At 60.0% G+C, this 26,071-nt stretch carries 25 protein-coding genes and 1 riboswitch; of the genes, 9 read left to right on the top strand and 16 right to left on the bottom strand.

The window, feature by feature from the left end; all coding sequences use genetic code 11:
* The 5 genes from ACI77D_RS11035 to ACI77D_RS11055 form a co-directional block, all read right to left on the bottom strand.
* Positions 1–2,730, bottom strand: a complete 2,730-nt coding sequence (locus ACI77D_RS11035; protein ID WP_407016570.1) for a LuxR C-terminal-related transcriptional regulator — start codon at positions 2,728–2,730, stop codon at positions 1–3.
* A gap of 252 nt (positions 2,731–2,982) precedes the next feature.
* A complete protein-coding gene (locus tag ACI77D_RS11040; RefSeq protein WP_064450746.1) occupies positions 2,983–4,347 on the bottom strand; it encodes a DUF1329 domain-containing protein in 1,365 nt (454 codons plus the stop codon).
* A 43-nt stretch (positions 4,348–4,390) separates the two neighbouring features.
* The gene (locus ACI77D_RS11045) at positions 4,391–6,250 is read right to left on the bottom strand and encodes a DUF1302 domain-containing protein (RefSeq protein ID WP_064450745.1); all 1,860 of its coding nucleotides are present in this window, start codon (positions 6,248–6,250) and stop codon (positions 4,391–4,393) included.
* 333 nt (positions 6,251–6,583) lie between these two features.
* On the bottom strand, positions 6,584–8,266 hold the full coding sequence (locus ACI77D_RS11050; protein ID WP_407016571.1) for a fatty acid--CoA ligase: 1,683 nt from the start codon (positions 8,264–8,266) through the stop codon (positions 6,584–6,586).
* 1,263 nt (positions 8,267–9,529) lie between these two features.
* Positions 9,530–10,162: a LysE family translocator gene (locus tag ACI77D_RS11055; RefSeq protein ID WP_053254450.1), complete on the bottom strand. Its 633-nt coding sequence runs from the start codon at positions 10,160–10,162 to the stop codon at positions 9,530–9,532.
* An 84-nt stretch (positions 10,163–10,246) separates the two neighbouring features.
* Between ACI77D_RS11055 and ACI77D_RS11060 the strand changes: the two genes are divergently transcribed.
* The 3 genes from ACI77D_RS11060 (at position 10,247) to ACI77D_RS11070 (ending at position 13,086) form a co-directional block, all read left to right on the top strand.
* Positions 10,247–11,212 (top strand): 2-hydroxyacid dehydrogenase, encoded by a 966-nt coding sequence (locus ACI77D_RS11060; RefSeq protein ID WP_407016572.1) that lies wholly within the window; start codon positions 10,247–10,249, stop codon positions 11,210–11,212.
* Positions 11,213–11,242: 30 nt separating this feature from the next.
* On the top strand, positions 11,243–12,241 hold the full coding sequence (locus tag ACI77D_RS11065; protein ID WP_064450742.1) for a class I SAM-dependent methyltransferase: 999 nt from the start codon (positions 11,243–11,245) through the stop codon (positions 12,239–12,241).
* Between the two features lie 51 nt (positions 12,242–12,292).
* Positions 12,293–12,412, top strand: a riboswitch (yybP-ykoY riboswitch).
* A gap of 89 nt (positions 12,413–12,501) precedes the next feature.
* A complete protein-coding gene (locus tag ACI77D_RS11070) occupies positions 12,502–13,086 on the top strand; it encodes a TMEM165/GDT1 family protein (RefSeq protein WP_053254447.1) in 585 nt (194 codons plus the stop codon).
* A gap of 126 nt (positions 13,087–13,212) precedes the next feature.
* Here ACI77D_RS11070 and ACI77D_RS11075 read toward each other — a convergent pair whose 3' ends face one another.
* The 4 genes from ACI77D_RS11075 to ACI77D_RS11090 form a co-directional block, all read right to left on the bottom strand.
* Positions 13,213–14,031 carry a M48 family metallopeptidase gene (locus tag ACI77D_RS11075; RefSeq protein ID WP_064450741.1) on the bottom strand — a complete coding sequence of 273 codons (819 nt, stop codon included), beginning with the start codon at positions 14,029–14,031 and terminating at the stop codon, positions 13,213–13,215.
* Between the two features lie 190 nt (positions 14,032–14,221).
* Complete coding sequence (locus ACI77D_RS11080) at positions 14,222–14,842, bottom strand: SOS response-associated peptidase (RefSeq protein ID WP_259763041.1); 621 nt, start codon at positions 14,840–14,842, stop codon at positions 14,222–14,224.
* 36 nt (positions 14,843–14,878) lie between these two features.
* Positions 14,879–15,139, bottom strand: a complete 261-nt coding sequence (locus ACI77D_RS11085) for a putative signal transducing protein (protein ID WP_064450739.1) — start codon at positions 15,137–15,139, stop codon at positions 14,879–14,881.
* Between the two features lie 11 nt (positions 15,140–15,150).
* On the bottom strand, positions 15,151–15,330 hold the full coding sequence (locus ACI77D_RS11090; protein ID WP_053254444.1) for a CPXCG motif-containing cysteine-rich protein: 180 nt from the start codon (positions 15,328–15,330) through the stop codon (positions 15,151–15,153).
* 131 nt (positions 15,331–15,461) lie between these two features.
* On the opposite strand from ACI77D_RS11090, the gene ACI77D_RS11095 reads away from it, so the two are divergent.
* On the top strand, positions 15,462–16,625 hold the full coding sequence (locus ACI77D_RS11095; RefSeq protein WP_208604450.1) for a 1-acyl-sn-glycerol-3-phosphate acyltransferase: 1,164 nt from the start codon (positions 15,462–15,464) through the stop codon (positions 16,623–16,625).
* Between the two features lie 122 nt (positions 16,626–16,747).
* Here the strand turns inward: ACI77D_RS11095 and ACI77D_RS11100 are convergent, their stop codons facing one another.
* Positions 16,748–17,005 (bottom strand): hypothetical protein, encoded by a 258-nt coding sequence (locus ACI77D_RS11100; RefSeq protein WP_064450737.1) that lies wholly within the window; start codon positions 17,003–17,005, stop codon positions 16,748–16,750.
* Between the two features lie 181 nt (positions 17,006–17,186).
* Between ACI77D_RS11100 and ACI77D_RS11105 the strand changes: the two genes are divergently transcribed.
* A complete protein-coding gene (locus tag ACI77D_RS11105; protein WP_053254441.1) occupies positions 17,187–17,396 on the top strand; it encodes a hypothetical protein in 210 nt (69 codons plus the stop codon).
* Between the two features lie 67 nt (positions 17,397–17,463).
* On the opposite strand, the gene ACI77D_RS11110 is transcribed toward ACI77D_RS11105, so the two are convergent.
* A complete protein-coding gene (locus tag ACI77D_RS11110) occupies positions 17,464–18,048 on the bottom strand; it encodes a YajG family lipoprotein (protein ID WP_064450736.1) in 585 nt (194 codons plus the stop codon).
* 182 nt (positions 18,049–18,230) lie between these two features.
* Here ACI77D_RS11110 and ACI77D_RS11115 point away from each other — a divergent pair, with 182 nt between their 5' ends.
* Positions 18,231–18,464: a hypothetical protein gene (locus tag ACI77D_RS11115; protein ID WP_064450735.1), complete on the top strand. Its 234-nt coding sequence runs from the start codon at positions 18,231–18,233 to the stop codon at positions 18,462–18,464.
* A gap of 725 nt (positions 18,465–19,189) precedes the next feature.
* Complete coding sequence (mqo, locus tag ACI77D_RS11120; RefSeq protein WP_064450734.1) at positions 19,190–20,698, top strand: malate dehydrogenase (quinone); 1,509 nt, start codon at positions 19,190–19,192, stop codon at positions 20,696–20,698.
* A gap of 69 nt (positions 20,699–20,767) precedes the next feature.
* Here the strand turns inward: mqo and ACI77D_RS11125 are convergent, their stop codons facing one another.
* From ACI77D_RS11125 to ACI77D_RS11140, 4 genes are all read right to left on the bottom strand, one after another.
* Positions 20,768–21,055: a PA4642 family protein gene (locus ACI77D_RS11125; RefSeq protein WP_106578694.1), complete on the bottom strand. Its 288-nt coding sequence runs from the start codon at positions 21,053–21,055 to the stop codon at positions 20,768–20,770.
* Between the two features lie 208 nt (positions 21,056–21,263).
* Positions 21,264–21,749, bottom strand: coding sequence for a hypothetical protein (locus tag ACI77D_RS11130; RefSeq protein ID WP_064450732.1), 486 nt, complete (start codon positions 21,747–21,749; stop codon positions 21,264–21,266).
* Positions 21,750–21,784: 35 nt separating this feature from the next.
* Positions 21,785–22,252: a WbuC family cupin fold metalloprotein gene (locus ACI77D_RS11135; RefSeq protein WP_407016573.1), complete on the bottom strand. Its 468-nt coding sequence runs from the start codon at positions 22,250–22,252 to the stop codon at positions 21,785–21,787.
* Between the two features lie 3 nt (positions 22,253–22,255).
* On the bottom strand, positions 22,256–22,813 hold the full coding sequence (locus ACI77D_RS11140; protein WP_053254434.1) for a hypoxanthine-guanine phosphoribosyltransferase: 558 nt from the start codon (positions 22,811–22,813) through the stop codon (positions 22,256–22,258).
* Positions 22,814–22,977: 164 nt separating this feature from the next.
* On the opposite strand from ACI77D_RS11140, the gene upp reads away from it, so the two are divergent.
* Together upp and ACI77D_RS11150 are read left to right on the top strand one after the other, a co-directional pair.
* A complete protein-coding gene (upp, locus tag ACI77D_RS11145) occupies positions 22,978–23,616 on the top strand; it encodes a uracil phosphoribosyltransferase (protein ID WP_017138223.1) in 639 nt (212 codons plus the stop codon).
* A 2-nt stretch (positions 23,617–23,618) separates the two neighbouring features.
* The gene (locus ACI77D_RS11150) at positions 23,619–24,893 is read left to right on the top strand and encodes a uracil-xanthine permease family protein (protein WP_064450730.1); all 1,275 of its coding nucleotides are present in this window, start codon (positions 23,619–23,621) and stop codon (positions 24,891–24,893) included.
* Positions 24,894–25,017: 124 nt separating this feature from the next.
* Here ACI77D_RS11150 and hisC read toward each other — a convergent pair whose 3' ends face one another.
* Positions 25,018–26,070, bottom strand: a complete 1,053-nt coding sequence (gene hisC, locus ACI77D_RS11155) for a histidinol-phosphate transaminase (RefSeq protein ID WP_262667038.1) — start codon at positions 26,068–26,070, stop codon at positions 25,018–25,020.
* Position 26,071: the final 1 nt, after the last annotated feature.

Consider the following 26,071-nt stretch of genomic DNA (forward strand, 5'->3'; position numbering starts at 1 on the left):
TCAGGCCAGCAAGCCCATCGACTTGGCCCGCGCTACCGCTTGGGTGCGGCGCTCCACGCCCAACTTGCTGTTGATATGGCTGGCGTGGGTCTTCACCGTGTGCAGGGAGATGAACAACTGATTGCTGATTTCCTGGTTCGAGCAGCCCTGGGCAATCAGTTGCAGCACCGCCAGTTCGCGGGTGCTCAGCGTTTCGTGGTTGGGCGCCGCCGGCGCGTCAGCGACTGCCGGCAGCAGCGCCAACAGACTCTGGTTCAGCAAGCCATGGGGGTCTTTGCCCAGTTGCTCACGCATCCAGTCCGGGTAACGTTCCAGCAGGCGCTGGAACGGCTGCAACGCACCACCGGCGGCGGCTTCAAGGGCCTGAACCACTATGGCCCGCGCCTTGGCTTCCTGGCCGCATTCCAGCAGTAAATACGCCTGCTGGGTCAGGGCCATCAAGGCAATCATCTGGCGCCCACTGTTATGCGCCTGTTGCGCCAGGTCTTCGAGGCGTTCCAATGCGGCGGCGGGCTGATGCCGAGTAGCGTCCAGCGCGGCCTGTTGCAGCCCGATGTGCTGCGGCAGGTGTGGGTGAAACTCCGGGGCGGCGGCGGCGTGCTCGCCATTGTAGGTTTGGCCCAGCCGAGCCAGCCAGGCGTCGGCCAGGTGAGTGCGCCCCTGGGCCAGCCACAGCTCGCATTTGATCAGGGTGATCATCGCCAGGTAGTAGATCGGCGGCACATCCCAGATATGCATCAAGCGCTCGGCTTCGGCGAGTTCGGCGAAGGCCTTCGGGAAATCGCCACGCCGCCCTTCAAAGCTGGCGATGACGCAATGCCCGATCAACACACTGATATCCCGGCAGGCGCGGGCCTCGCTCAAGCCGGCACGTAAGCGAGCAAGGCCGGCCTCGGGCTGGTAGCGCACCAGCAGCAAATAACCTTCGTAGAGCGACAACCGCGCACGCACGGCGTACAGGCGCTGGGGCGCCAGGCCATGCAAGCGCTGCAAGCCTTGGCGAACCTCATCCAGAGAACGCAGGATTTCGCCGCGCGCTTGTAAGACACGCGCCCGGTCGTAGTGGGCCAGGGCTTCAAACAGCGGGTTGCCGACGCGCTGGGCCAACTCCAGGGATTCGCGATTCAGGCCACGGGCGCGCCACAGATCAGCGTCGACGATGGCCAGGTTGGACAGGGTCGACAAACACATCAGGCGCTGGCCGTAACGCTTGTGCGGCAGGCTTTCCAACGCCTCGCTGCAATAGCGTTGGGTCAACTCGCGATCGCCTCGGCCGCGAGCGATGATCCCGCTCAGCGCCAGCCATTGCGCCAGCATCGATTTTTGCGCAGTGGCCGACGGCGCCGGCAGGAAGCGACTGAGATAGCCGGACAATTCTTCCGCCGCATCCAACTGACAGGCCAGCCCCAACGCCCAGCTGTAAAGCACGATCAACCGCGGCGTGCTGATCAGCAGGCTGTCGGGCAAGTCCATCTTCCAGCGCAGCAGCATGCCGACATTCTGTTCAGCCAGCAGTTGCTCCTCCGACAGGTTTTGCACCAGGTTCGCCGCCACATCCAGGTGGCCGGCGCGCAACGCCTGCTCCACCGCCTCATCAATCAAACCCTGGGCGTTGAACCAGCGGCAGGCCCGCAGGTGCAGGCTGGCAATCGGCAATGTGGCATTGCTGGCACGGCGGGTGCGCAGCAAGTCGGAAAACAGATGGTGATAACGATACCAGTGGCCCTGCTCGTCCAGCGGCACCAGAAACACTTGGTGGGCCTGCAAATACCCGAGGATTTCCGCGCTGTCATGGGCCTCACGCACGGCGTCGCACAGCTCACTGCAGAAACGATCCTGAGGGGCGGTGTCGTACAAAAACGCTTGCACGTCAACCGGCAGACAGTCGATGACCTCTTCCAGCAAGTAATCGCGAATCAGCCCTTCGCCGCCGTGCAAGTGTTGCGGCAACACGGCCTCATTGCCGGCTTCGGAAATGGCCAGCAACCAGAAACGCAGGCCGGCCACCCAGCCCTCACTGCGACGAATCAAGTTATCCAGGGCCTCGCCGCGCAACGAGCTGCTGTGCCGATCCAACACAGCCAGCGACTCGTCATGGGTCAGGCGCAGGTCTTGTTCGTGCAGTTCCAGCAGGTGCCGCGACAACCGCAGTCGCGCCAGATGCCAGTCCGGACGTTGGCGGCTGGTGACCATGACCAACAGCCCATCGGGCAAATGGTTGAGGAAAAATTGCAGGCAGCGATCCAGCACCGGGCCCTGGGCCAGGTGGTAGTCATCCAGCACCAGCAATATCGGCGCGCGCGTGGAGAGGTGCAGCGTCAGCTCATCGAGCAAGCCATCGAGCCATTCTTCAAAGGCAAAGGGTTGGTGACGCTGGCGCATTTTCAGCAGGCCCAGGGACTGGGCGCCGAGCTGTGGGAAGTATTGTTGTAAACCGTCGAGCAGGCGCTCGAGGAAGCGGCCTGGGTCGTTATCCCGAGGGCTCAGGCCCAGCCACAGGCTTTGCCAATGGGCGGGCAGGCTCTGGCAGAACTCCACCGCCAACGAACTCTTGCCGAACCCGGCCGGGGCGCTGACCAGTAACAGTCGCCCTTCCAGCCCCGCGCTCAGCCGCTCGCACAGGCGCGGGCGCAGCACATAGCCGTCAGGCAACGGTGGCCTGTAGAAGCGCGCTTCCAGCGTCGGAATCACAGCGCTTGCAGGCCCTTGGATTCGGGACAGATCAGTCATCGCCGGGCTCTTGTAGAAGGCTGTTGTCGGCATTGCAGATGTCCGCAGACTAGCGGTAAAAGCGGCAGGTTTGTAGATCTTTGCAACATTTGCCTGAAAAAGAACTGCGACAAAAAATATCCCAGCCAGAGCACCACGAACAAAAGTGGGAGGGGGCTTGCTCCCGATAAGGGTGTGTCAGTCACTTAATACATCGACTGACCCACCGCTATCGGGAGCAAGCCCCCTCCCACATTGTCGAGCGAGTGCTGCTTAGCGAACACCGTCCTGGCGCAAGGCCGCGGGGGTGAAGTCGCTGGTGGTGGCGGTGAAGCCGAAGTCATACGCCTGCTTCTCTTCGTTCTTCATGCCCAGCGCCAGGTAGCGGCCGGACTGCAGGTCGTAGAGGGTTTCCAGGGCGTACCACGGCACTTGCTTGTCGTAGTAGTTCTCGGCATGGGCTTCGGCGACGCGCCACAGTTGGCCACGGCCGTCGTAGTGGTCGATGACCGCTGCTTGCCAGGTGTCTTCGTCGATGAAGAAGTCACGTTTGGCGTAGATGTGGCGCTGGCCTTCCTTCAAGGTCGCGACCACGTGCCAGACGCGACGCAGCTCGTAGCGAGCCAGGTCCTGGTTGATGTGGCCGGCCTTGATGATGTCGACATACTTGAGTTTCGGATCGTCGATCTTGTAGCTGTTGGAGGCGATGTAGATTTCTTTTTTGCCTTCCAGCTTCCAGTCGTAGCGGTCGGGTGCGCCGTTGTACATGTCGAGGTTGTCCGAGGTACGCAGGCCATCGGCAGCGGTACCCGGCCCGTCATAGGACACTTGCGGTGCCCGGCGCACGCGGCGCTGGCCGGCGTTATAGACCCATGCCGAACGCGGTTCTTTCACCTGGTCGAGGGTTTCGTGCACCAGCAGCACACCACCGGCCAGACGCGCCGGTGCGGTCACTTGCTGCTTGAAGTAAAACAGCACGTTGCCCGGGTTTTTCGGGTCGTAGTCCTTCATCTTGTCGCGGAACACGAACTGATCGCGGAAGTACACCAGACTGAACGAACCGTTGGTTTGCGGGGTGGCCTGGGTGACCAGACGGGTCACGCTGCCGCCGCGATAACGGGTGATGTGGTTCCAGATAACCTCGACGCCGCTCTTGGGAATCGGGAACGGTACAGCGGTTTCGAAGTTTTCCAGGCCGTTGCCGCCCGACACCAGGTTGGTGTGGGTGGCGTTCTTCTTGATGGCGGCAAACACATCAGCCGGCACGGTAGCGCCGCGATGCGTCGGGTAGACCGGCATCTTGAAGGTGTCCGGGTAACGCTTGAACATCGCGTACTGCCCAGGCGCCAGCTTGTCTTTGTACTGCTCGACGTTCTGCGCGGTGATGGTGAACTGCGGTTGTTCGCTGGCATACGGGTTGGCCAGGAAACCACGGGCATCCACAGCGCCGGCATTGGTCGGCAGTGGCGACCATTTCGGAATGGTGCCGGCCGCGTTGCCGGCCATTTCGGCGCCCATCGGCGTCAGGGTCGTGCCCAGTTTGGCCGCCTCATCCGCCGAGACTGCCGCCATGACGCTACCCGCCATGATCGACAGCCCAAGCACACCCACCTGCAACAGACTTTTAGTTATTTTCATGTTCTGGTTCTTCCTGAATTACATGCATCTGAAAAGAGTGTGCTTAGAAGTTCACGCCGGCGCTCAGAGCGATGAAATCGCGATCATCCACCGTGGTGAATTTGCCACCAAAGAAGTTGGTGTAGTTCAGGCTGACGGTGTAGGTGTTCTGGTACTCGGCATCGACACCCAGGCTGACGGCCTTGCGACCCTCTTCAAAGTTGCCGCCAGGGCCTGGCGAGTAACCTTTGACGTCATGGGACCAGGCCACGTTGGGCTTGAGGTTCACACCGGCAAACACATCCGGGTATTCCCAGATTGCCCGGGCGCGGTAACCCCAGGACGTCGCAGTGGTGTAGCCGTCATTGTTGCAGTTGGTGTTCAGGCCGGACGCATTGGGCAGGCCGGCACCTTGAGCCGTCGAATTGTCGAGTGCGGTGCAGAAACCGCCAGGCAGGGTGCCGGGACCAAAGACTGGATCACGGCCATAACGTGCAACGTTTTTGCTCTCAAGGCCGCCCACATGGGTCACGCCGATTTCGCCCACGGTTGTCAGGCGGGTGGCGCCCATCACCTGGTCGAAGAAGTGCGTAAAGGTGGTCTGGAACTGGGTCACTTCCTTGCGGTTGTAACCGTGCAGGTCCTGGCCCGGCGTGCCCTTGAGCACCGAAGCATTGCCAAAGCCCGGAATCGGCGTGACGCCCGCATACAGAATATCGGTGGTGCTCAGCTGTACCGGCGCGTTTGGCCGGTAGCTCAATTCACCACTCCAGGCGGTGCCGGTAGGCAGCGTGGTGGAGAAGCTCAAGCCATAGAGGCGGATATCTTCCGGGTACTCAACGAAGTAATTCGAACTGCCCGCCACGATCAACGGACGCAATGCCGCCAACGGCCCCAGCGGACGGGTGTAGGCCGAGTTTGGCGCACCTGTCGCGCTGAAGATCGGCGCACGGCTGTGGTAGTTCATGAAATACGCGCCGAACTCAGTGTCCAGCGGCTCGAAGTTGTAGTGCATGGCCACGCCGAACTGGCCGCTGTCGCGTGCATCACGGTCACCGCCGCGACGCACCAGCACGCCTTCGTTGTTCACATCGACGCCAAGCGCGTTAAGGGTTGGCAAGGCCGCGCCAGGGATGGTGGAACGCTTGTTCAAGACCCGCAGGTTATTGCTGCAACCATCGGCAATCACGTCCGGCTGGGAGAAGAACGTACCGCAGTTATCCACCACGGTCTGGTCCCACTCCAACTGGTAGAACGCCTCTGCGGAGAGGTTATCGGTCAGGGTCTGGGACACGTAGAACATGTTGACCGGAATCAGGCCTTCCTTGATCTCGGCGCCCGGACGGCGGAATGCAGAGACGTCGATCGGGTTGATCGAGTTGATACCGCCACCAATGAACGTACTTTCGCCCCAGCTTACGACCTGCTTGCCAAGACGCACGTTACCCGGCTGATCGGCGATGGTGTAGTTGTGGTAGACGAAGGCATCGAGAATCTGCCCGCCAGAGGACTTGGCGCCCTCTTTACGGTTGTCGTTGCTGACGTTCTTGAAGTCCAGGTCTTCGTTTTGCAGCGCGAAGTCGTACCAGTATTTGCCACGCACAAAGATGCCGGTATCGCCGTATTTCAACTCAAGGTCATGGATGCCCTTGAAGATCTTCGAGAAGGCATCACCCTTGTTGAAGTTCAGGTGGCCGTCATCGGAGGTTTGCGATAACCCCCTGCCACCGTTGTTGGCACCGATCAGGTCTTTATTGCGACCGGCAGTCGACCAGCTCGCCCCTACGGACAGGGATGAGTCAAAGCTACCTTCGATTTCACCGATGTTGAAACTGACGCCGAATGCGGGCCCGGCGAGCGTAGAAGCGAGACTGACGGCCAGGGGCAGTCTTGCCCGGCGCCAGAACTGGTTTACTGAGGTCATCGACGCTACTCCATGTGCATTATTGTTATGGCAGTGAGTTCTTTCTTCTGGATGCTTGTAACGGCCGGAATACAACGATTCCAATGCTGAACGGCAACCGAGCCCCCATGGCCCGAAGCACAACATCCTTGAAAAACTCTGGAAGGGACTATAGCCAGCGGGGGGTATCGCTTGATCCCTCTAAAGTGTGATTTGCATCACCGACCCGTCTGCCACAACCCTTTCGCCACGCCGACGAAGGCCGGCGAGGCAAGGATGGCTGAAAATCGATAAATCACAAGTGAAGGCGCGAGATAGAGCATTGCCGCGCCCGAACGGGCGCGGCGAGAGGCGTCAGAGAGTGGACAGGAACGTGCTGTTGTTGGCCTGCCATTCAATGATGTCGATGCGGATACGTTTTTTGTCGAGTTTCCCGACGCTGGTCTTGGGAATTTCAGTAACAACGGCGATCTGGCTAGGAATGGCCCACTTGCTCAAATGGCCCAGCTCGACGAAAGGCTTGAGGTGTTCCTTGAGCTCGCGGGCACCTATCACATGGCCATCACGCACCACCAGCAAGGCAAACGGACGCTCGCCCCATTGCGGGTCGGCGATGCCCACCACCGCTACTTCGCGTACCGCCGGGTGACGGCTGACCAGGTCTTCGAGGGCCAGGGACGAGATCCACTCGCCACCGGTCTTGATCACGTCCTTGATGCGGTCGCGAATATCGATCACGCCAAATGCATCCAGGGTGGCCACGTCTCCGGTGTGCATCCAGCCGCCTTCCCACAGCTCGGCGCCCTTTTGCGGCTCGTTGTAATAGCCTTCGGTCAGCCAGGGCGCCCGCAGCACCAACTCGCCCTGGGACTCGCCATCGGCGGGCAGGAAGTTGCCGTCGCCGTCGATGATCGCCGCCTCCACCAATGGCCCGGGCACGCCGGCCTTGATGCGGTAGGTGGTGCGTTCGTCTTCGCTGCCGGCCATCAGCTCTTCGTTGAGATGGGCGCAAGACACCAGCGGCCCGGTTTCGGACATGCCGTACGCGGCGGTCAGTTGAATGCCTCGCGCTTTGGACGCTTCATACAGTGTGCGATTAAGCGCGCTGCCGCCGATGACAATTTTCCAACCGCCAAAGTGCACGTCCTGGGCAGCCTTGGCGTTAAGCACCATTTGCAGGATGGTCGGCACGCAGTGGGAGAAGGTGACCTTTTCCTTGCGCCACAACTCCACCAGGTATTCCGGGTCGTAGCGGCCGGGGTACACCTGCTTCAAGCCGAGCATGGTTGCCACATACGGCAAGCCCCAGGCGTGGACGTGGAACATCGGTGTGATCGGCATGTACACATCGTTGGTGCCCAGCAGGCGCACGCTGTCGACACTGCCCATGATGGTCGCCACCCCCATGGTGTGCAGCACCAACTGGCGGTGGGTGAAGTACACGCCCTTGGGGTTGCCGGTGGTGCCTGTGGTGTAGAAGGTGGTGGCGACCGAATTTTCGTCGAAGTCCTGGAAGTCGTACTTGGGGCTCGCGGCCGCCAGCAGGGTTTCGTACTCGCCGACCAAATGGGGCAACTCGGCGGTTTTGGAATCGCCGTCGGTGAGCAGCAGGGTCTTGTCGACCGTGGTCAACTGGCCGGCAATGGCCTGGTAGAGCCCGACAAACTCACTGTTGACCAGCACAAAGCGGTCTTCGGCGTGGTTCATGGTGTAGAGGATTTGTTCCGGCGACAGGCGCACATTGATCGTGTGGATCACCGCGCCGATCATCGGGATCGCGAACATGCATTCCAGGTAACGGTGGCTGTCCCAGTCCATCACGGCGACGGTGTCACCGGCCTTGACCCCGGCTTCGGTCAACACATTGGCCAGGCGGGCAACGCGTTCGATCAGGGTTGGGTAGGTGTAGCGCAGTTTGTCGCGGTAGATGATTTCCCGGGTCTTCTCGTAGCGCGCCCCGGACATCAACAGGCGTTTGATCAACAGCGGGTATTGGTAAGCGCCTTCGGCGGGCGGGATAACACGGGTCTGCAACATACGAATCCCTTATCTGACTGCACGGTCTTGGCTTGAAGACCTGCACTTTAGAGCGCTTATGTTTCAGCTAAATCAGCCAAAGGAATGATTTGCAGCGTTCAATGAATGCTAGCTTTACGCCATTAGTGGAGCATTGCTGAGATGAAATGTGGGCACTATCAGGGGATAACTATCTGCAAGCCTTATGGTTGTCACCGGGCTACGGAGTACATATCCGTTATAAGCGTCATGGCAGCTATGGGTTTCGCCCTTACGGCGACTCACTTTGGAAAAGCCCCAAAGTAAGCAAAGGGCTCTTGCCCCACCACTCGGCACCTCGCCTAGGCTCGGTGTGCCCTCACGCAGGCTTTGGACCGTGGGCCGCCGCCATGGGCCATCCTTGGCCCATCGCGGCTAACCCGGCGTCCTGCCGGGTTACCCACGCTCCAAAGCCTGCGTTCGGCCAGCGTGGTTAACGGGGCGCCTAAGATCAACAGCAGATCAAGATCAAAAGCAGAGCACGGCGGCCTAGTAGCCGACCTGAGTGGTTAGATCAAAAGCAAAGCTGAGGCGGCCTTACAGCCGAGCTGATCTTGGAAACTGAACTCGGATAAATGTGGGAAGGGGCTCGCTCCCGATAGCAGTGTGTCAGTTGATGCATCTGGTGACTGACCCGCCGCATTCGCGAGCAAGCCCGCTCCCACATTTTGACCTCGGTGCATCAGGCAGAGGGTGTGCTGCTCTTCAGGCTGTACACCGTCAATGTGGGAGCTGGCTTGCCTGCGATGGCATCAACTGGATATGCCTGATGTACCGATGTGTCTGCATCGCAGCGGTTCGGCGGTCCGACAAGCCAGCTCCCACAGAAAAGCAGTTCTGCTTCTGATCTGCCTCTGCTGTGTTTTTGCCCTGCTTTCGCTTCTACCACTCAGGTCGGCTACCAGGCCGCCGTGCTCTGCTGTTGATCTGCTGTCGATCTTGATCTGACAGGCCCCGTTAACCACGATGGCCGAACGCAGGCTTGAATCCGTGGGTAACCCGGCAGGACGCCGGGTTAGCCGCACTGGGCCAAGGATGGCCCATTGCGGCGGCCCACGGATTCAAGCCGGAGTGCGGGCATGCCGAGCCTGGGCGAGGCACCGAGTGGTGGGGCAAAGCGTTTTTTGGTTACTTTTTTAGGGCGCTTGTAAAAAAGTGACCCGCCGTAAGGGCGGAACCCTAAGCCGCCGTTACCGCAGCAACGGACATGCCCCCCATCTACCCCACCCGAAAAAAAACCCCACCTCATTTCATGCTGGTAAACGCAAGCTTCACACCAATAGCAATCAACACCGCCCCCATGGTCCGATCAAACCAGTGCCCCATACGCGCAAACCCAGCCCGCACGCGCTGCTGGCTGAACAACATGGCCACCAGGCAGAACCACACAGCCGTCGCCACAGCCAGGTACACCCCATAACCCGCCTGAATCGCCAGCGGCGTATGCGGATTAATCACCACGGTAAACAGCGACAGAAAGAACAGCGTGGCCTTGGGGTTCAAGCCATTGGTCACAAAACCTGCAGTAAACGCCCCACGCGCAGTGCGTTCGCCCACTTCACGGTGCAACTCGCCCTCGGCCACGGGCTTGGCCGGTTGCGCGCGCAACGCCTTGAAGCCGATGTACAGCAAGTACGCCGCCGCCGCCCATTTCAGCGCATTGAACAGCACGATCGACTGGGACACGATCAAGCCAATCCCGAGCAACGAGTAACCCACGTGCAGGAAAATCGCCGAACCAACACCCAGCGCGGTCCAGGTTCCGGCGCGACGGCCATGGGTCACACTCTCGCGCACCACCACGGCGAAATCCGGACCGGGACTGGCCACCGCCAACAAGTGAATCAAGGCTACGGTCAAAAACTCGGCGGCGTACATACTCACTCCAGTAAGTAACTGATTATTTCATCTGATAGGCTCGGGAGATTACGCCTTCGAACCCTGTCGCAAAAGGTACAGTTGATGACGAACAATCGCCGCGCCGTCTTCCTTGATCACCCGTCCCTGGACCTGGGGGACCTGGACCTCAGCGAATTGCGCAACAGCTTCAGCGACCTGCAGCTATACGCACACACCACGCCGCAAAACGTGGTCGAACGCTTGCAAGGCGCCCAGATAGTCATCAGCAACAAGATCGCCCTGAACACCGAAACCCTGGAGGCCTGCCCCGAGCTAAAGCTGATCCTTGTATCGGCCACCGGCACTAACAACGTCGACCTCGCCGCCGCCCGCGCCCATGGCATTACCGTGAGCAACTGCCAGGGCTACGGCACGCCGTCGGTGGCGCAACATACGATCATGCTGTTGCTCAACCTGGCGACGCGCTTGAACGACTACCAACGGGATGTCGCCGCAGGCAAGTGGCAAGAGGCCAAGCAGTTCTGTCTGCTGGACTACCCGATTGTCGAGTTGGAGGGCAAAACCCTTGGCCTGCTCGGCCATGGCGAACTGGGCAGCGCCGTGGCGCGACTGGCCGAGGCCTTTGGCATGCGCGTGGTGCTGGGCGCAATTCCCGGGCGCCCTGCCCGCGCCGACCGCGTGCCGCTGGATGAATTGCTCACGCAGGTCGACGCGCTCACGCTGCACTGCCCGCTCAATGAACACACCCATGACTTTATCGGCGCCCGCGAACTGGCGCTGCTCAAGCCCGGCGCGTTTATCGTCAATACGGCGCGCGGCGGCTTGATCAACGAACAGGCGCTGGCGGACGCTTTGCGCAGTGGCCATCTGGGCGGCGCGGCGACCGACGTACTGAGCGTGGAGCCACCGGTGCAGGGCAACCCGCTGCTGGCTGGCGACATTCCTCGGCTGATCGTCACCCCCCACAACGCCTGGGGCAGCCGCGAAGCGCGGCAACGAATCGTCGGCCAATTGGCCGAAAACGCTCGAGGCTTTTTCAGCGGCGCCCCGCTGCGTGTCGTCAGTTGATAAACTGCGCCCCTTTTCAAGGAGCAGACCATGGATCCGCGCAGTGAAGTACTGCTTCGTCAGGCCGAACTTTTTCAAGGCAACCTGCTGCTGGTAGGGTTGCCCGCCGACGATTTGCTCGGCCGCCTGCCCAATGCTCACGGCTGGTGCTGGCATGCCGGTGACCAGGCCGCGCTCGACGCACGCTTCCCCGAGCGCAGCCTGTTCGGCGTGAACGTGCCCGAGCGCGCGTTTGATGCGGCGGTGATTTTCCTGCCCAAGTCCAAGGACCTCACCGACTACCTGCTCAACGCCGTGGCCGCGCGCCTGCCCGGCGCCGAGCTGTTTCTGGTCGGGGAGAAAAAAGGCGGTATCGAAAGCGCCGCCAAACAGATGACCCCTTTCGGCAAGCCACGCAAGCTCGATAACGCGCGGCATTGCCAGCTGTGGCAAGTCACCGTGGCCAACGCGCCCCAAGCGGTCGAGCTGGAAAGCCTGGCACAGGTGTTCGAGGTGCCACTGGCCGAGGGGCCGCTCAAGGTGGTGAGCCTGCCGGGCGTGTTCAGCCACGGTCGCCTGGATCGCGGCACCGAACTGTTGCTCGAGCATTTGGACAAACTGCCCAGCGGGCATTTGCTGGACTTCGGTTGCGGCGCGGGCGTGCTGGGGGCGGCGGTCAAACGTCGCTACCCGCACAACACCGTGACGATGCTGGACGTGGATGCATTCGCCGCTGCCAGCAGTCGCCTGACCCTGGCGGCCAATAGCCTGGAAGCCGAGGTGCTGACCGGTGACGGCATCGACGCCGCGCCGATGGGTTTGAACGCGATTTTGAGCAACCCACCGTTCCATGTCGGGGTGCACACGGATTATTTCGCCACCGAAAATCTGCTGCGAAAAGCCGCGAAACACCTGGCAAAAGGCGGCGAACTTCGCCTGGTGGCCAACAGCTTCCTCAAGTACCAACCGTTGATCGAAGAGCACTTGGGCATCTGTGCGATCAAGGCCGAGGGCAATGGTTTCCGCATCTACCGTGCCAAACGCGGCTGATGGCTTTTTGAAAAAGAAGGCTTGCCGAATGGGTTTTGCCTAGGCAGAATCCGCTCCGTCCTAGGGGAGTAGTCTCCCACGAGCGCCACGCTCGTCCGGCATACGTCAACATACTTGTTCAGCAGACCATGGCGTATGCGACCCAGGAGTCCGCACAGACGGACCGGGGTTTGACAAGACCTATGACACGCACACCTTACCCGGGGCGGGAAGGCTGTACGTGTCATAGCCGTGTCGACCCGCCCCTGGAAACCTACCTGATGCTGGATTCATTACTCGTTCCTACCGCAATCGTTGCCTTGGCCGAAATCGGCGACAAGACGCAGCTGCTCGCACTCATCCTGGCCGCACGCTTTCGCAAACCCTGGCCGATCATCGCCGGCATTGTCGCCGCGACCCTGGCCAACCATGCGGCCGCCGGTGCCGTGGGGGCCTGGTTCGGCAGTTTCTTCTCGGATGCGGTGTTGCACTGGATTCTCGCGGCGAGTTTCTGTGCCACCGCGCTGTGGACCCTGGTGCCGGACAAACTCGACGATGACGAAGCCAGTACCACACGCAAGTTCGGGCCGTTCCTGACCACGCTGATTGCGTTCTTCCTTGCGGAAATCGGTGACAAGACGCAGATCGCCACGGTGATGCTGGCGGCGCAGTATCCGGAGTTGTGGCTGGTGATTATCGGCACCACCCTGGGCATGCTGATTGCGAACGTGCCGGTGGTCTTGGCGGGGAATTTCGCGGCGGAGAAACTGCCGCTGACGTTGATTCGTCGACTGGCGGCTACGGCGTTTTTCGTCCTGGCGGTGGTGGCGGTTTACAAGGCCATGCAAAGCAGCGGCTGGTTGTAAACCCAATCAAATGTGGGAGCGGGCTTGCTCGCGAAGGCGGCGGTCCAGTCAAAGATTTACCGACTGATACTGCGCATTCGCGAGCAAGCCCGCTCCCACATTTAGATCTTCACAAGCCTTGAAATATCAGGTTTTTTTGGCCTGTTGATAGAGCGGCATCACCTTCGGAATCGCCGCCTGCAACGAAGCGATCCGACTGTCGGAAGCCGGGTGCGTGCTCATGAACTCCGGTGGCGCGCCTTCCGAAGCCTTGGCCATCTTGTTCCACAACGTGATGGCCGCGTTTGGGTTGTAGCCAGCCCGGGCCGAAAGCTCCAGCCCGATCAGGTCCGCTTCGTTTTCGTTGGCGCGGCTGTTCGGCAAGGTCATGCCGTAGTTTGCAACCGTATCGGCTAAAGCCAGGCTGTCCTGGCCCAACCCGAACAAGGCACCAGCGCCCTGCTTGGCCATTTGGATGCCGTAGGCCTTGGACATGGCTTCACGCCCGTGTTCGCGCAACGCGTGGGCGATTTCATGGCCCATCACCGCAGCCAACTCGTCATCGGTAAGCTTGAGGTTGTCGATCAACGCGCTGTACACAAAAATCTTGCCGCCAGGCCCGCAGTTGGCGTTCATCTCATCGCTTTTGATCAGGTTCACTTCCCACTTCCACTGCGCCGCATCCGGGCGGAAGGTCGGTGCCTGGGCGATCAGACGATTGGCAATCGCCTGCACGCGCTTGGCGTTGGCGCTGGTTTTGTCCAGCATGCCTTTACCACTCGCCTCCCCCAGCGTCTGCTGATAGGACTGGGCGTACATCTGGTCGACTTCCTGGCTCGATAGCATGCTGAACATGTACTGCTTGCGCTCTACCCCGACGGCACCGCCGTTGGTGGTGTTTACCGACTGGCAACCAGCCAGCAGCATCGCTGCACTGAGTACGCTTACCGCCAATGACTTCTTCATCAACACTCTCCCTGGAAACCTGGCGCGTATCGTAGGCGGTCGTGTGTATCTGCGCCAGATACACAAGACGTGTAACCACCAACTTTCAGATACATCCCACACGCCTACAGCGGAGGCGGGTCATCCCGTTCAAGGTTTAGCGGTTTGCGGTGGTGTTGAGGCCGGTGAATCCAACCTGCAACCACAAGGCTTAAGCCGGCGTCAGGCACTCGGGCCCATTCAACTTCGGGTCATTCACCATGTTGGCCAGGACCCGCTCGCGCAATGCGACGGGCTCGCTGGCCAGCAAGCCTTGCAACACATGCAAGGGGGTCTCTGGATTCAACCAGGCCTCCTGCCCCGCCGCGTCGAGAATCAACGGCCGCCGCTGACTCTGCGCGGCCTGGGTGACCACTGCCGTGCTCAGCCACACCTGCTCCTGCACCGGATACGCCTCCCAGATGGCCGCAAAAAACAGCGTCGAGCCTTCACCCGGCGTCAGCCAGTAAGGACGCTTGCGTTGGGTGCCACGCCATTCGTAAAAACCATTGGCCGGCAGCAGGCAACGGCGCTGGCGAAAGGCTTCGCGAAACATCGGTTGCTCCGCCAGGGTTTCGGCGCGGGCATGGGCCGGAGTGCGGGAAAGGTCGGTCAGCCACGGCGGCGTGAGCCCCCAGCGGGCACGCGCAAGGGTGCGCTGGCCTTCGCTCTGGCGCTGGATCAGCACCGAATCATTCGGGGAGATATTCCACTGGGCCTTTTGATCCGAGGGGAATCCCGGTAAGGCAGCGAAGGCAGGGTTCCAGCGAAACAGGGCATAACGTCCACACATGGGGTAACACGACTCTTGGGTAAACCGACCGACAGCCTAACAGACCAATACGTCGGGGAAGCTGTCGGGTTCATCGCCGGGCAAGGGCTGCGCACCGATGTAAGCGGTAATCAGCTCGCGGGCGTAGGCGGCCTGGTCGTTATCTACTTCCAGCCCCAGCAGGCCGAAAATCGGCAGTTCGCCGGTACCGCCGAGCAAATGGCGCCCCACCAGGTGCGCCTCGATGCCCTCGCTGGCGAGCATTTGTTGCAGCAGCTCGCCTTCCATCAGGTTTTCCGGCTCATAAATTCGCTGCATGGGCGTACCTGTTATTCGTTTTCGCTGCGCACGTTCAGCATCCACTCGTCACCGTGTACCTGGAGCTCGAACGTAATCGGCCGGCAGCACACAGGGCAGTCTTCTATATATTCCTGATCGCCCGCCGACAGGTCCAGCAACGCTGTGACCACCTCTCCACAATAAGGACATTCGTACGACTCCTCTTCCATCGCGGTCTCTCAGGTGACTTGTGCGTATAATCGCCGGTCTATTTACAGGGCTATTCACGGCAGAGCCAATGTTGCGGCCGCACCCTGATATTTCCTTTACTAACACTAGCCGTTTCTAACAAGAGAGCATGATGGGCGAATTCGATACCATCCGACCTTACAACGACAGCGAAGTCCCGGCAGTGCTGGCACGTCTGTTCAGTGACAAGGCCTTTCTGGACATCCTGACCCACTTCCGCTTCCCGCGCTTTGCCGGCGCCCTGGGCTGGCTGCTCAAGCCGATGATCGCCCGCAAGCTGCGCCGTGAATTCGCCGGCGTCACCACCGTGGCCACGCTGCAGGACAAAGTCGAGTATTACGTCGATCACACCATTGATCGCGCGACCGACGGCGTAACCTACACCGGCGTCGAGCAACTCAAGTCGGGCACCGCTTATCTGTTTTTGGCCAACCACCGCGATATCGTGATGGACCCGGCCTTCGTCAACTATGCCGTGTACCACGCCGGCCTGCCAACGCCACGCATCGCCATCGGCGACAACCTGCTGCAAAAGCCGTTTGTCAGCGACCTGATGCGCCTGAACAAGAGTTTTATCGTGCACCGCTCGATCACCGGGCGAAAGGAAAAGATGGCGGCCTACCAACTGCTGTCGGCCTACATCAACCATTCGATCCGCAACGACTGCCAGTCGATCTGGATCGCCCAGGCCGAAGGCCGTGCCAAGGATGGGGATGATCGCACCGAGTCAGCGATCCTCAAGATGTTCCATGTCAGCCGCAAAGACGAGCCGTTTGCCGAGGTGATCCAGTCGTTGAACCTGACGCCGGTGTCCATCAGCTATGAATACGACCCGTGTGACAGCGCCAAGGCGCGCGAGCTGTATATCCGCGCCACCACCGGCACCTACAGCAAGGCGCCGGGCGAAGACGACGTAAGCATTGCCCTCGGTATCACCGGCTACAAGGGCCGCGTGCACGTGAACTTTGCACCGCCTATCACCGAACGTTTTGAAGACACCAAGCTGCTGGCCGTGGAGATGGACCGGCAGATTCTTGGGGGTTATCGCTTGTTCCCGGTGCATTACCTGGCGTACGCACAGTGGAGCGATGCCGACCCGCAATTGCAGGTGCCAACCGCGGCCGAGGTATTCCCGGCCGATGAATTGGCGAAGGCGAAAGCGGAGTGGGAGCGACGCTTGAATGAATGCCCGGCTGAACACCGGCCGTTTCTGGTGGTGCAATATGCAACGCCGGTGCGCAACCAGTATCGGGTAAAGGCCGGTATTCCCCTGTAAACACCGAATCAAAAATGTGGGAGCCGGTTTGCTTGCGAATGCGCTGATTCAGTCAACGATGTATCGACTGACACGCCGCTTTCGCGGGCAAGCCCGCTCCCACATTTGGTTGTGCGGTGTTCTTAGAGGTGGGTGCTGAGCCAGGAAATGGCCAGCGCCAGCCCAAGGCAGGCGAACCCGACACGGTAGGCCAGACGATGCGCCCGTTCGGTGCGCACATCCAGAAACAACATCGGCAGGTCGATCGCGCGGTCTTCGCTTTTCGCGGTCAGGTCGGCCAGGGCGCGCTGCTCACGCAAGCGGGTAATGAACAGCAGCGCTGCACCCGGGCAGGCCACCAATAAAGCCACAGCATTGATCAGTAGTGCGGGCAGCGCCATCGCAAACCTCGGTCGACCAGTATCTTGGTATCTATTCAGATACAAACCTGAACGATAGTGGCCTCCTGCCCGAGTAATGCTCCGTCCCCATGTACCCGTAATGTATCCAGTAATTTACAGCGTCACCTGAACGTCACCTTAACAAGCCACTCTGTTGCCCTTCGACGCTTAGGAGCTTGTCATGCTGCATGCGCAAAACCAGGATCGGCTGTACCTGATCGCCCCAAACGAAGAGCAAGAAGCCCTGGTCGGCGGCTTGGCATTCAACGTCCAGGATCGCCACTGGCTGGTGTATTGCGCCCTCGGCGGGCACCAGCACGCCGACCTGCCGGAACTGGATCTGCTGACTGGCGTAAGTGTGTTGGACTTTTATGTCGAAACGGCTGCATAAAAGCGACAGGCGTAAAAAAACCGGGCTCATCGCTGAGCCCGGTTTTTTGTGAGGCGCTTGTCGGCGGTTACTGCGCGCTGAGCAATTGGCCGATGCTTGGGTCTTTAAACAAACGCGTCAGCGCGTCGCTCAACACGTCGCTGACCAGCTTGGTGTTGGTTTCCTGGTTCGGCGACATACCGAAGCGCTGATTCAGAGAAGCGCCGTAGCGGCCACTGTAGCGACGCGTACCGGCACTGACATCAGATTTGAACGTCGCGCCGATGGAGGCTTCCGTCACATACAGGCCTTCTTTAGGCGACTGGTATTTCAGCTCCGCCAAGGTAATGGTCAGTTGAGGAGCGCCCGGCGAGTTGGCCGGGGTGAAACCCAACAGGCGCACGGCGGCTTCGGCCTGGGCTTGCAGCTTGGGCAGCACGTCCTGGCCGGTTACCGAAATAAGCGCAGTCTCAGGGTACAGGCCGCCACGGGAGCCCAGGGTTGGCGACGGACGACCATCCACTACACGCACCGACACCGGTTGGCCATGGCCTACAGGGGCCAGCTGCGCAGTGACTTTAGGTTGCGGGCTGAGTTGTTGCGGGCTGTTGGCGCAGCCAACCAGGGTCAAACTGGTCACAGTGATCAAACCGAACAGCAGGCGTTGCAACATACTCATTTCTCCAGGACTAGGTGCAAACAGACCGCCAGTATAACGGTGCACGCAGGTCACCCACCAGCCATCCTGAACGGCAGCTGAAGGCTTGCCGAAATTACAATTTCACATAAATTCGTCACTCCACTGTCATGGCACACTGGCAACCTTCGAGCATGTAACGTAACAGGTACAAAGCCATGCGCCTTCTCAAGTCATTGTTCATGTCACACCCCCGTCATCGCCACTATGCCCTGCTCGATGCGCACGGGCATTGCCTGGCGTTCAAGCAGTGCAGCCTGCCGCCTGTTGGCGAAGGTTGGGTGGAAGTGTCAGAGACGCATCTGGGCTGGATGCACCGCCCGCTACCGACAAGTGCCCGGGTCAGCCCACACGTTATGCACGCGCAACCCCAGCATGCGTTGGCCTCCTGACCGAGACACTAATAAAAGTCATAAAACACGCCCATTTCCTTGGCGTTCTTCGCTACAATCTCCCCCCGATTATAAGGACGTCTCCTGATCGGGCCTCGCAGCATCGTTAATGCCTCGGTATTAACCCCCAAATCGCCCACAGAGAGCCGCCCACACAGATCGAGTGAAGCTGGCGCGCTTGCTGTTTTCTTTGCAAACCACCCCTCTTTGCCGAATCTGCCAGAGCTGCCATTGCGCTCGGCCACTTGAGTTGTTTGCCCGTTTTGCCGCCTGTCGGCAGAGGTTTGCGGGCCAGGTGCCAGGCTGGGGCAGCCCTTTTTTGAGGTTCACGTCTTCAAAAGAGCGTGAAAAAACGGGTTTTCACAACTTCACAAGAGTGTGGCGAGCAAATGAATAGTTTGGCGTTTGTACAAGCACCATCAGCGTCTGGAACAGCCCAACCACACAGGACCGAGCACTCCTCAAACACCGGAGCTTGAGCCTGTCCGCTACGGATTGGTTGCACAAATCGCACGCTTTGACCATAAGTCGAATTGCCACAGGCGCCCATGAATGCGTTCATAGGCAGATTAGCCCGGCAGGAAGCGTGTGCTGAAGATGCAAAGAATTGCGAATCGGACATGGCGATCCTGGCCATGGGTAACCTGGGGCAACACGTGAACCGCCCCGTCACTCCTGGCAGCCATGCCGTCAATTTGGTGCTGCAGATTTTGGAGACGCGTTAAATGGCGCATAACGAAGCAGTCGACGTAGTACTGGTAGGGGCCGGCATCATGAGTGCCACCCTGGCCGTATTGCTCAAAGAGCTCGACCCCGGCCTCAAGCTGGAAGTCGTTGAGCTGATGGATTCGGGTGCCGCGGAGAGTTCCAACCCGTGGAACAACGCCGGTACCGGCCACGCTGGTCTGTGCGAGCTGAACTACACGCCGCAGGCAACCGACGGCTCGATCGATATCAAGAAAGCCGTGCACATCAACACCCAGTTCGAGGTGTCGAAGCAGTTCTGGGCGTACCTGACCAAAAAGGGCACCTTTGGCTCGTCCAAATCCTTTATCAGCCCAGTGCCGCACCTGAGCTTCGTGCAGGGTGAAAAAGGCGTTTCCTTCCTCAAGAAGCGCTTTGAAACCCTCAGCCAGCACCACGCGTTCTCGGACATGCACTACACCGAAGACCGCAATGAGATGGCCGAGTGGATGCCTTTGATGATGCCGGGCCGCCCACTCGACGAAAAAATCGCTGCCACCCGCGTCATGAATGGCACCGACGTCAACTTCGGCGCCCTGACCAACCAGTTGCTCAGCCACCTGAGCAGCTCGGCCGACGCCCAGGTCAAGTACAGCAAGCGCGTTACCGGCCTCAAGCGTAATGGCGCGGGCTGGACCGTCAGCATCAAGGACGTCAACAGCGGCAACAGCCGTGAAGTGGACGCCAAGTTCGTGTTCCTCGGCGCCGGTGGCGCGGCCCTGCCGCTGCTGCAAGCCTCTGGCATCGAAGAAAGCAAAGGCTTCGGTGGTTTCCCGGTCAGCGGTCAGTGGCTGCGTTGCGACAACCCGGAAGTGGTCAAGCACCACCAGGCCAAGGTCTACAGCCAGGCCGCCGTGGGTTCGCCGCCAATGTCCGTGCCGCATCTGGACACCCGCGTGGTCGATGGCAAGAAATCCCTGCTGTTCGGACCCTACGCCGGTTTCACCACCAAGTTCCTCAAGCACGGCTCGTTCCTTGACCTGCCACTGTCGGTTCGCGCCGGCAACATCGGCCCGATGCTGGCCGTGGCCCGCGATAACATGGACCTGACCAAGTACCTGGTCAGCGAAGTCATGCAGTCCATGGAGCAACGCCTGGAATCCTTGCGCCGCTTCTACCCTGAGGCGAAAGCCGAAGACTGGCGCCTGGAAGTGGCCGGCCAACGGGTGCAGATCATCAAGAAAGACCCGAAAAAAGGCGGCGTGCTGCAATTCGGCACCGAGCTGGTGGCGGCCAAAGACGGCTCGCTGGCAGCCCTGCTGGGCGCGTCCCCGGGCGCTTCGGTGACGGTGTCGATCATGCTTGAACTGATCGAGCGCTGCTTCCCGGCCAAGACTGCCGGTGAGTGGGCCGCCAAGCTGCACGAGATTTTCCCGGCCCGGGAAAAAGTGCTGGAGACGGATGCCGAGCTGTATCGCAAGATTAACACGCAGAACAACATCAGCCTGGAACTGGTTGAGCAAAGCAATGAGGCCGAAAGCTACGCTTGAGGCTTTAACGCAATAAAAAACGCCCCGCTCTGTGCATGAGAACGGGGCGTTTTTTTATGTCTCGGATAATCAGCCGCGAGCGTTGTCGATCAGTTCGATGTACTCGGCGGCATTACGCTGATCCTTGATCAGGTCAACGAAGGTCTGGCCATGCTCATCCTTGCCGTCGAGGTCCAGGCCTGCTTCCTTGAAAAAGCCCAGGAACCGCGCGAAGTCATCGATACGCAGGCCACGGTAGGCCTTGATCAGTTTGTGCAGGGACGGTGAAGTCGCATCGACCGGCTCGAAGTCCAGGAACAACTTGATCTGGTCGTCGCCGATCTCGTCACCAATCACCTGTTTCTTATCTTTACGCATTACCGACTCCAGCCTGCAGACATTACACGGGAGAGGAAGTCTACCTGCCAGACACCCCCTTCGAAAACAACCAAGCACACCTGTGGGAGCTGGCTTGCCTGCGATAGTGTTGCATCAGTGACAGTTGGGCCAACTGGCTCACCGCTATCGCAGGCAAGCCAGCTCCCACATTGATTGCATTCACATGACTGAACGCGTGTCGGCTGAATCACTTTGCGCGAACAGCGCCGGTGTGCAGGTCCGCCCAGATATGCCCGTTGGCATAACTGAGGAACTGTACGTACACCGTGTCATTGCGCAGCAAGTCGACAATCACCCGGTACTGCGCCATCGGGTATGACAACGTCAGGGTTTTGCTGGTGTTATCGAACACTGGCTTTTTCAGGCTTTTGCTTTCGGCGTCAAAATTGAGCACCACCTGGCTGATGGTCGCGCCTTTGTTCAGGGACTTGCCCTTGAGGCGAATCATCAACGGCGAGGTCACCGGGATGGGCTGCTGCGTGGATTGCCGCTGGTTACCCACCACCACCGCGTACTCGGTGACTTGCAGCAGTTGCTGCTGGTCGGGGGTGTTGGCGCGCAGGGTGAGGTCATCCGGCGGCAGGAACTGGCTGTGCATCGGCGCGGGCGCCGCCGCCAGGGGCAGGCTGAGGGTCAACGCCAGGGCGGCGCAAGTGCGTATCAACAGGCTCATGGGCCGCTCCGTGGAAGATGGCCGAGCACTGTAGCTCAATCGAACTGGGCAAGCATCCAGCGTTGATACGCGGCGACGCCGGCATCGCCTTCGCGCGGTGCCCAGTCAGCCGCCTCGCCCTCGCCCAGCGCTCGATACGGCCCGGCCTTGCATTCGAACATCACCGTATCGGGCTCCAGCACCACCAAGCCATGAAAGACGCCCGGTGGCAGGTCGACACCCGCACATTCGCCGCCCGCCTGTATCACGCGCTTGGCGATCACCTCGCCGGTATCACCGAACACCAACAGGCCCAGGCTGCCCTTGAGCACCAGCAGGGTTTCCGCCTTGTCCGCGCTCAAGTGCCGATGAGGCGGCACATACGTCTCAGGTTGCAAGCCGATGGCCAGGCGATGACACGGCTCTTCCATCTGATGGAAGTTGTGGTGGTGCCTACCACGGGGGCTGGCGGCCGCTTTCTCGGCCAATTCGGTGAACAGCGTCTGATCAAGAAAGCGGACCACGGATTACATCCCTTTAACGGCGAAGATCCCATTGGCGTTACGCCAGTAGCCTTTGTAGTCCATGCCGTAACCGAAAATGTAGCGGTCGATGCACGGCAGGCCGACGTAATCGGCTTTCAGGTCCGGACGGGCCTTACGGTCGTGGTCTTTGTCGATCAGCACGGCGGTGTGCACTTTGCGTGCGCCGGCGTGTTTGCAGAAGTCGATGATTGCGCCCAGGGTGTGACCTTCATCGAGGATGTCGTCGATGATCAGCACGTCGCGATCAATGAACGAGACTTCCGGCTTGGCTTTCCAGAACAGGTCGCCGCCGGTGGTTTCGTTGCGATAACGGGTAGCGTGCAGGTAGGAAGCTTCCAGCGGGAATTGCAGGTGGGTGAGCAATTTGCCGGCGAAGATCAAGCCGCCGTTCATCACACAGAACACCACCGGGTTGGTCTCGGCCATTTCGCGGGTGATGTGTGCGCCAACCTTGGCGATCGCTTCTTCGACTTGCGCTTCGGTGTACAGGCAGTCAGCCTCGCGCATGATTTGACGGATATGCTCGAGATCAGCGGACATGGCGCTCTCCAAGGGGGTGCTGTGGCAAGAAAAGCGGGCAAAGGTACGCATGTGAGGCGCAACGATCAAGCCTTAATGGACTAACGTACTAGATGTCTATAGGACAACACCCTCGGATAGATTAATCTAGGCCGGTTTTTTTGCCCGCCGCCGGAGCCTTTCCCATGCCCACTCGCGAGATCCGCCACCCGCTGATCCGACACAAACTCGGCCTTATGCGCCGCGCCGACATTAGCACGAAGAACTTCCGTGAGCTTGCTCAGGAAGTCGGAGCGCTGCTCACTTACGAAGCTACCAAAGATTTGCCTCTGGAAACCTACGAGATCCCCGGTTGGGCCGGTCCCGTCCAGGTCGAGAAAATCGCTGGTAAGAAAATCACCGTGGTGCCGATCCTGCGCGCTGGTATCGGCATGCTCGAAGGCGTACTCAGCCTGATCCCGGGCGCCAAAGTCAGCGCCGTCGGCGTGGCGCGTAATGAAGAAACCTTGCAAGCCCACACCTACCTGGAAAAACTCGTACCGGAAATCAACGAGCGCCTGGCGATGATCATCGACCCGATGCTCGCCACCGGCAGTTCCATGGTTGCCACCATCGACTTGCTGAAAAAAGCCGGTTGCAAGGACATCCGCGCCATGGTGCTGGTCGCCGCCCCCGAAGGCATCGCCGCCGTCGAGAAGGCCCACCCGGACGTGCAGATTTATACCGCGTCCATTGATGAGCGCCTGAACGAACACGGCTACATCATCCCAGGCCTGGGCGATGCCGGTGACAAGATCTTCGGCACCAAGCAGAAGGACGCTTGAGCATGCAGGATGAATTCAACGACCCGCTTTGGCGCCAGATCCTGTCTGGCGCACAAATGCTCTTCGTAGCATTTGGCGCGCTGGTGTTGATGCCGCTGATCACAGGTCTTGATCCAAACGTTGCACTGTTTACCGCCGGCCTTGGCACCTTGCTGTTTCAGGTAGTCACAGGGCGGCAGGTGCCCGTGTTCCTGGCGTCGAGCTTTGCGTTCATCACCCCGATCATTCTCGCCAAAGGCCAGTTCGGCCTCGCGGCGACCATGGGCGGCGTGATGGCGGCTGGTTTCGTTTATACGTTCCTGGGGCTGGCCGTGAAGGTCAAAGGCACCGGTTTTATCGACCGCCTGCTACCGCCCGTGGTGATCGGCCCGGTGATTATTTCCATCGGCCTGGCCATGGCGCCGATTGCCGCCAATATGGCGATGGGTAAAGCTGGTGATGGCAGTGAGCTGATCCATTACCAGACAGCGATGCTGATTTCGATGCCGGCGCTGCTCACCACCTTGATCGTGGCGGTATTCGGCAAAGGCATTTTCCGCCTGGTGCCGATCATCTCCGGTGTGCTGGTAGGTTTTGCCATGGCCTTCTACTTTGGTGTGGTCGACACGGCGAAAATCGCTGCTGCGCCGTGGTTCGCCCTGCCCCACTTCACCGCGCCGGAGTTCAACTGGCAGGCGATCCTGTTTATCGTCCCGGTGGCCCTGGCCCCGGCGATCGAACATATCGGTGGTGTGATTGCAGTGGGCAGCGTGACCGGTCGCGACTACCTGAAGAAGCCCGGCCTGCATCGCACCTTGCTCGGTGACGGCATTGCCACCACGGCTGCCGGGCTGTTTGGCGGCCCGCCGAACACCACGTACGCCGAAGTGACCGGCGCAGTGATGCTGACCAAGAACTACAACCCGAAAATCATGACCTGGGCGGCGGTGTTTGCCATCAGTCTGGCATTTATCGGCAAGTTCGGCGCACTGCTGCAGAGCATTCCAATACCGGTAATGGGCGGGATTCTGTGCCTGCTGTTCGGCTCGATTGCCGCGGTAGGCATGAACACGCTGATCCGCCACAAGATCGACCTTGGGGAAGCGCGCAATCTGGTGATTGTGTCGGTGACCCTGGTGTTCGGGATTGGCGGTGTGCTGGTCGGCACCGGCACCGGCCCGGATGATTTCGGCCTCAAGGGCATTGCCCTGTGTGCGGTGGTAGCCATTGCACTGAACCTGCTGCTGCCGGGCAATGATGGCTGGAAGAACAAGAAGCCGGATGAGCCTTTGCTGTAACCAACGCCGCAAAAACAATGTGGGAGGGGGCTTGCTCCCGATGACGGTAAATCAGTCAATTAGATGTCGACTGACACTCCGCCATCGGGAGCAAGCCCCCTCCCACATTTGCTTTCAGCGGATGTTAAAGCTCGCCAAGACCATCAATCAGCGCCTGGTTCTGCTCCGGCGTACCGATGCTGATCCGCAGGAACTGGGCAATCCGCTCCTGCTTGAAGTGCCGCACAATCACGCCCTGCTCACGCAACTTCGCGGCCAAACCAGCGGCGTCGTGCCGTGGGTGGCGAGCAAAGATGAAATTGGCCGCCGACGGCAACACTTCAAAGCCTTTAGCTTGCAGTTGCGCGACCACCTGGTTACGGCTCTCGATCACCTGCTGGCAGGTCTTCTCGAAGTATTCACGGTCCTCGAATGCCGCCGCCGCACCAACAATCGCCAGCCGATCCAACGGATAGGAGTTGAAGCTGTTCTTGACCCGCTCCAGCGCCTCGATCAGGTCCGGGTGGCCCACCGCCAGGCCCACGCGCAAACCGGCCAGTGAGCGCGATTTGGACAGGGTCTGGGTCACCAGCAGGTTCGGATAGCGATCCACCAGGCTGATGGCCGTTTCGCCACCGAAGTCGATATAGGCCTCATCGACCACCACCACCGAATCCGGGCTGGCCTTGAGGATCTGTTCCACCGCATCCAGTGCCAGCACGCAGCCAGTCGGCGCGTTCGGGTTGGGGAAGATGATCCCGCCGTTAGGCCTGGCGTAGTCGGCAACACGAATCTGGAACTGCTCATCCAACGGGATCGGGTCAGACTTGATGCCATAAAGACCGCAGTAAACCGGATAAAAGCTGTAGCTGATATCCGGAAACAGCAGCGGCAGGTCGTGCTGGAACAGACCGTGGAAAATGTGCGCCAGGACTTCGTCGGAACCGTTACCGAGGAACACCTTGCCGGCATCAATCCCGTAATACTTGGCCACCGCCTGCTTGAGCAGGTCGCTGTTGGGGTCCGGGTACAGGCGCAAGTTGTCGTTCAACTCGGCCTGCATGGCTGCCAACGCCTTGGGGGACGGGCCGTACGGGTTTTCATTGGTATTGAGCTTGACCAGCTTGGTCAGCTTCGGCTGCTCGCCAGGTACGTAAGGCACGAGGTCCTTGACGAAAGGGCTCCAGAATTTGCTCATG

The organism is Pseudomonas sp. O39, assembly GCF_045447295.1.
Lineage (GTDB): Bacteria > Pseudomonadota > Gammaproteobacteria > Pseudomonadales > Pseudomonadaceae > Aquipseudomonas > Aquipseudomonas antarctica_A.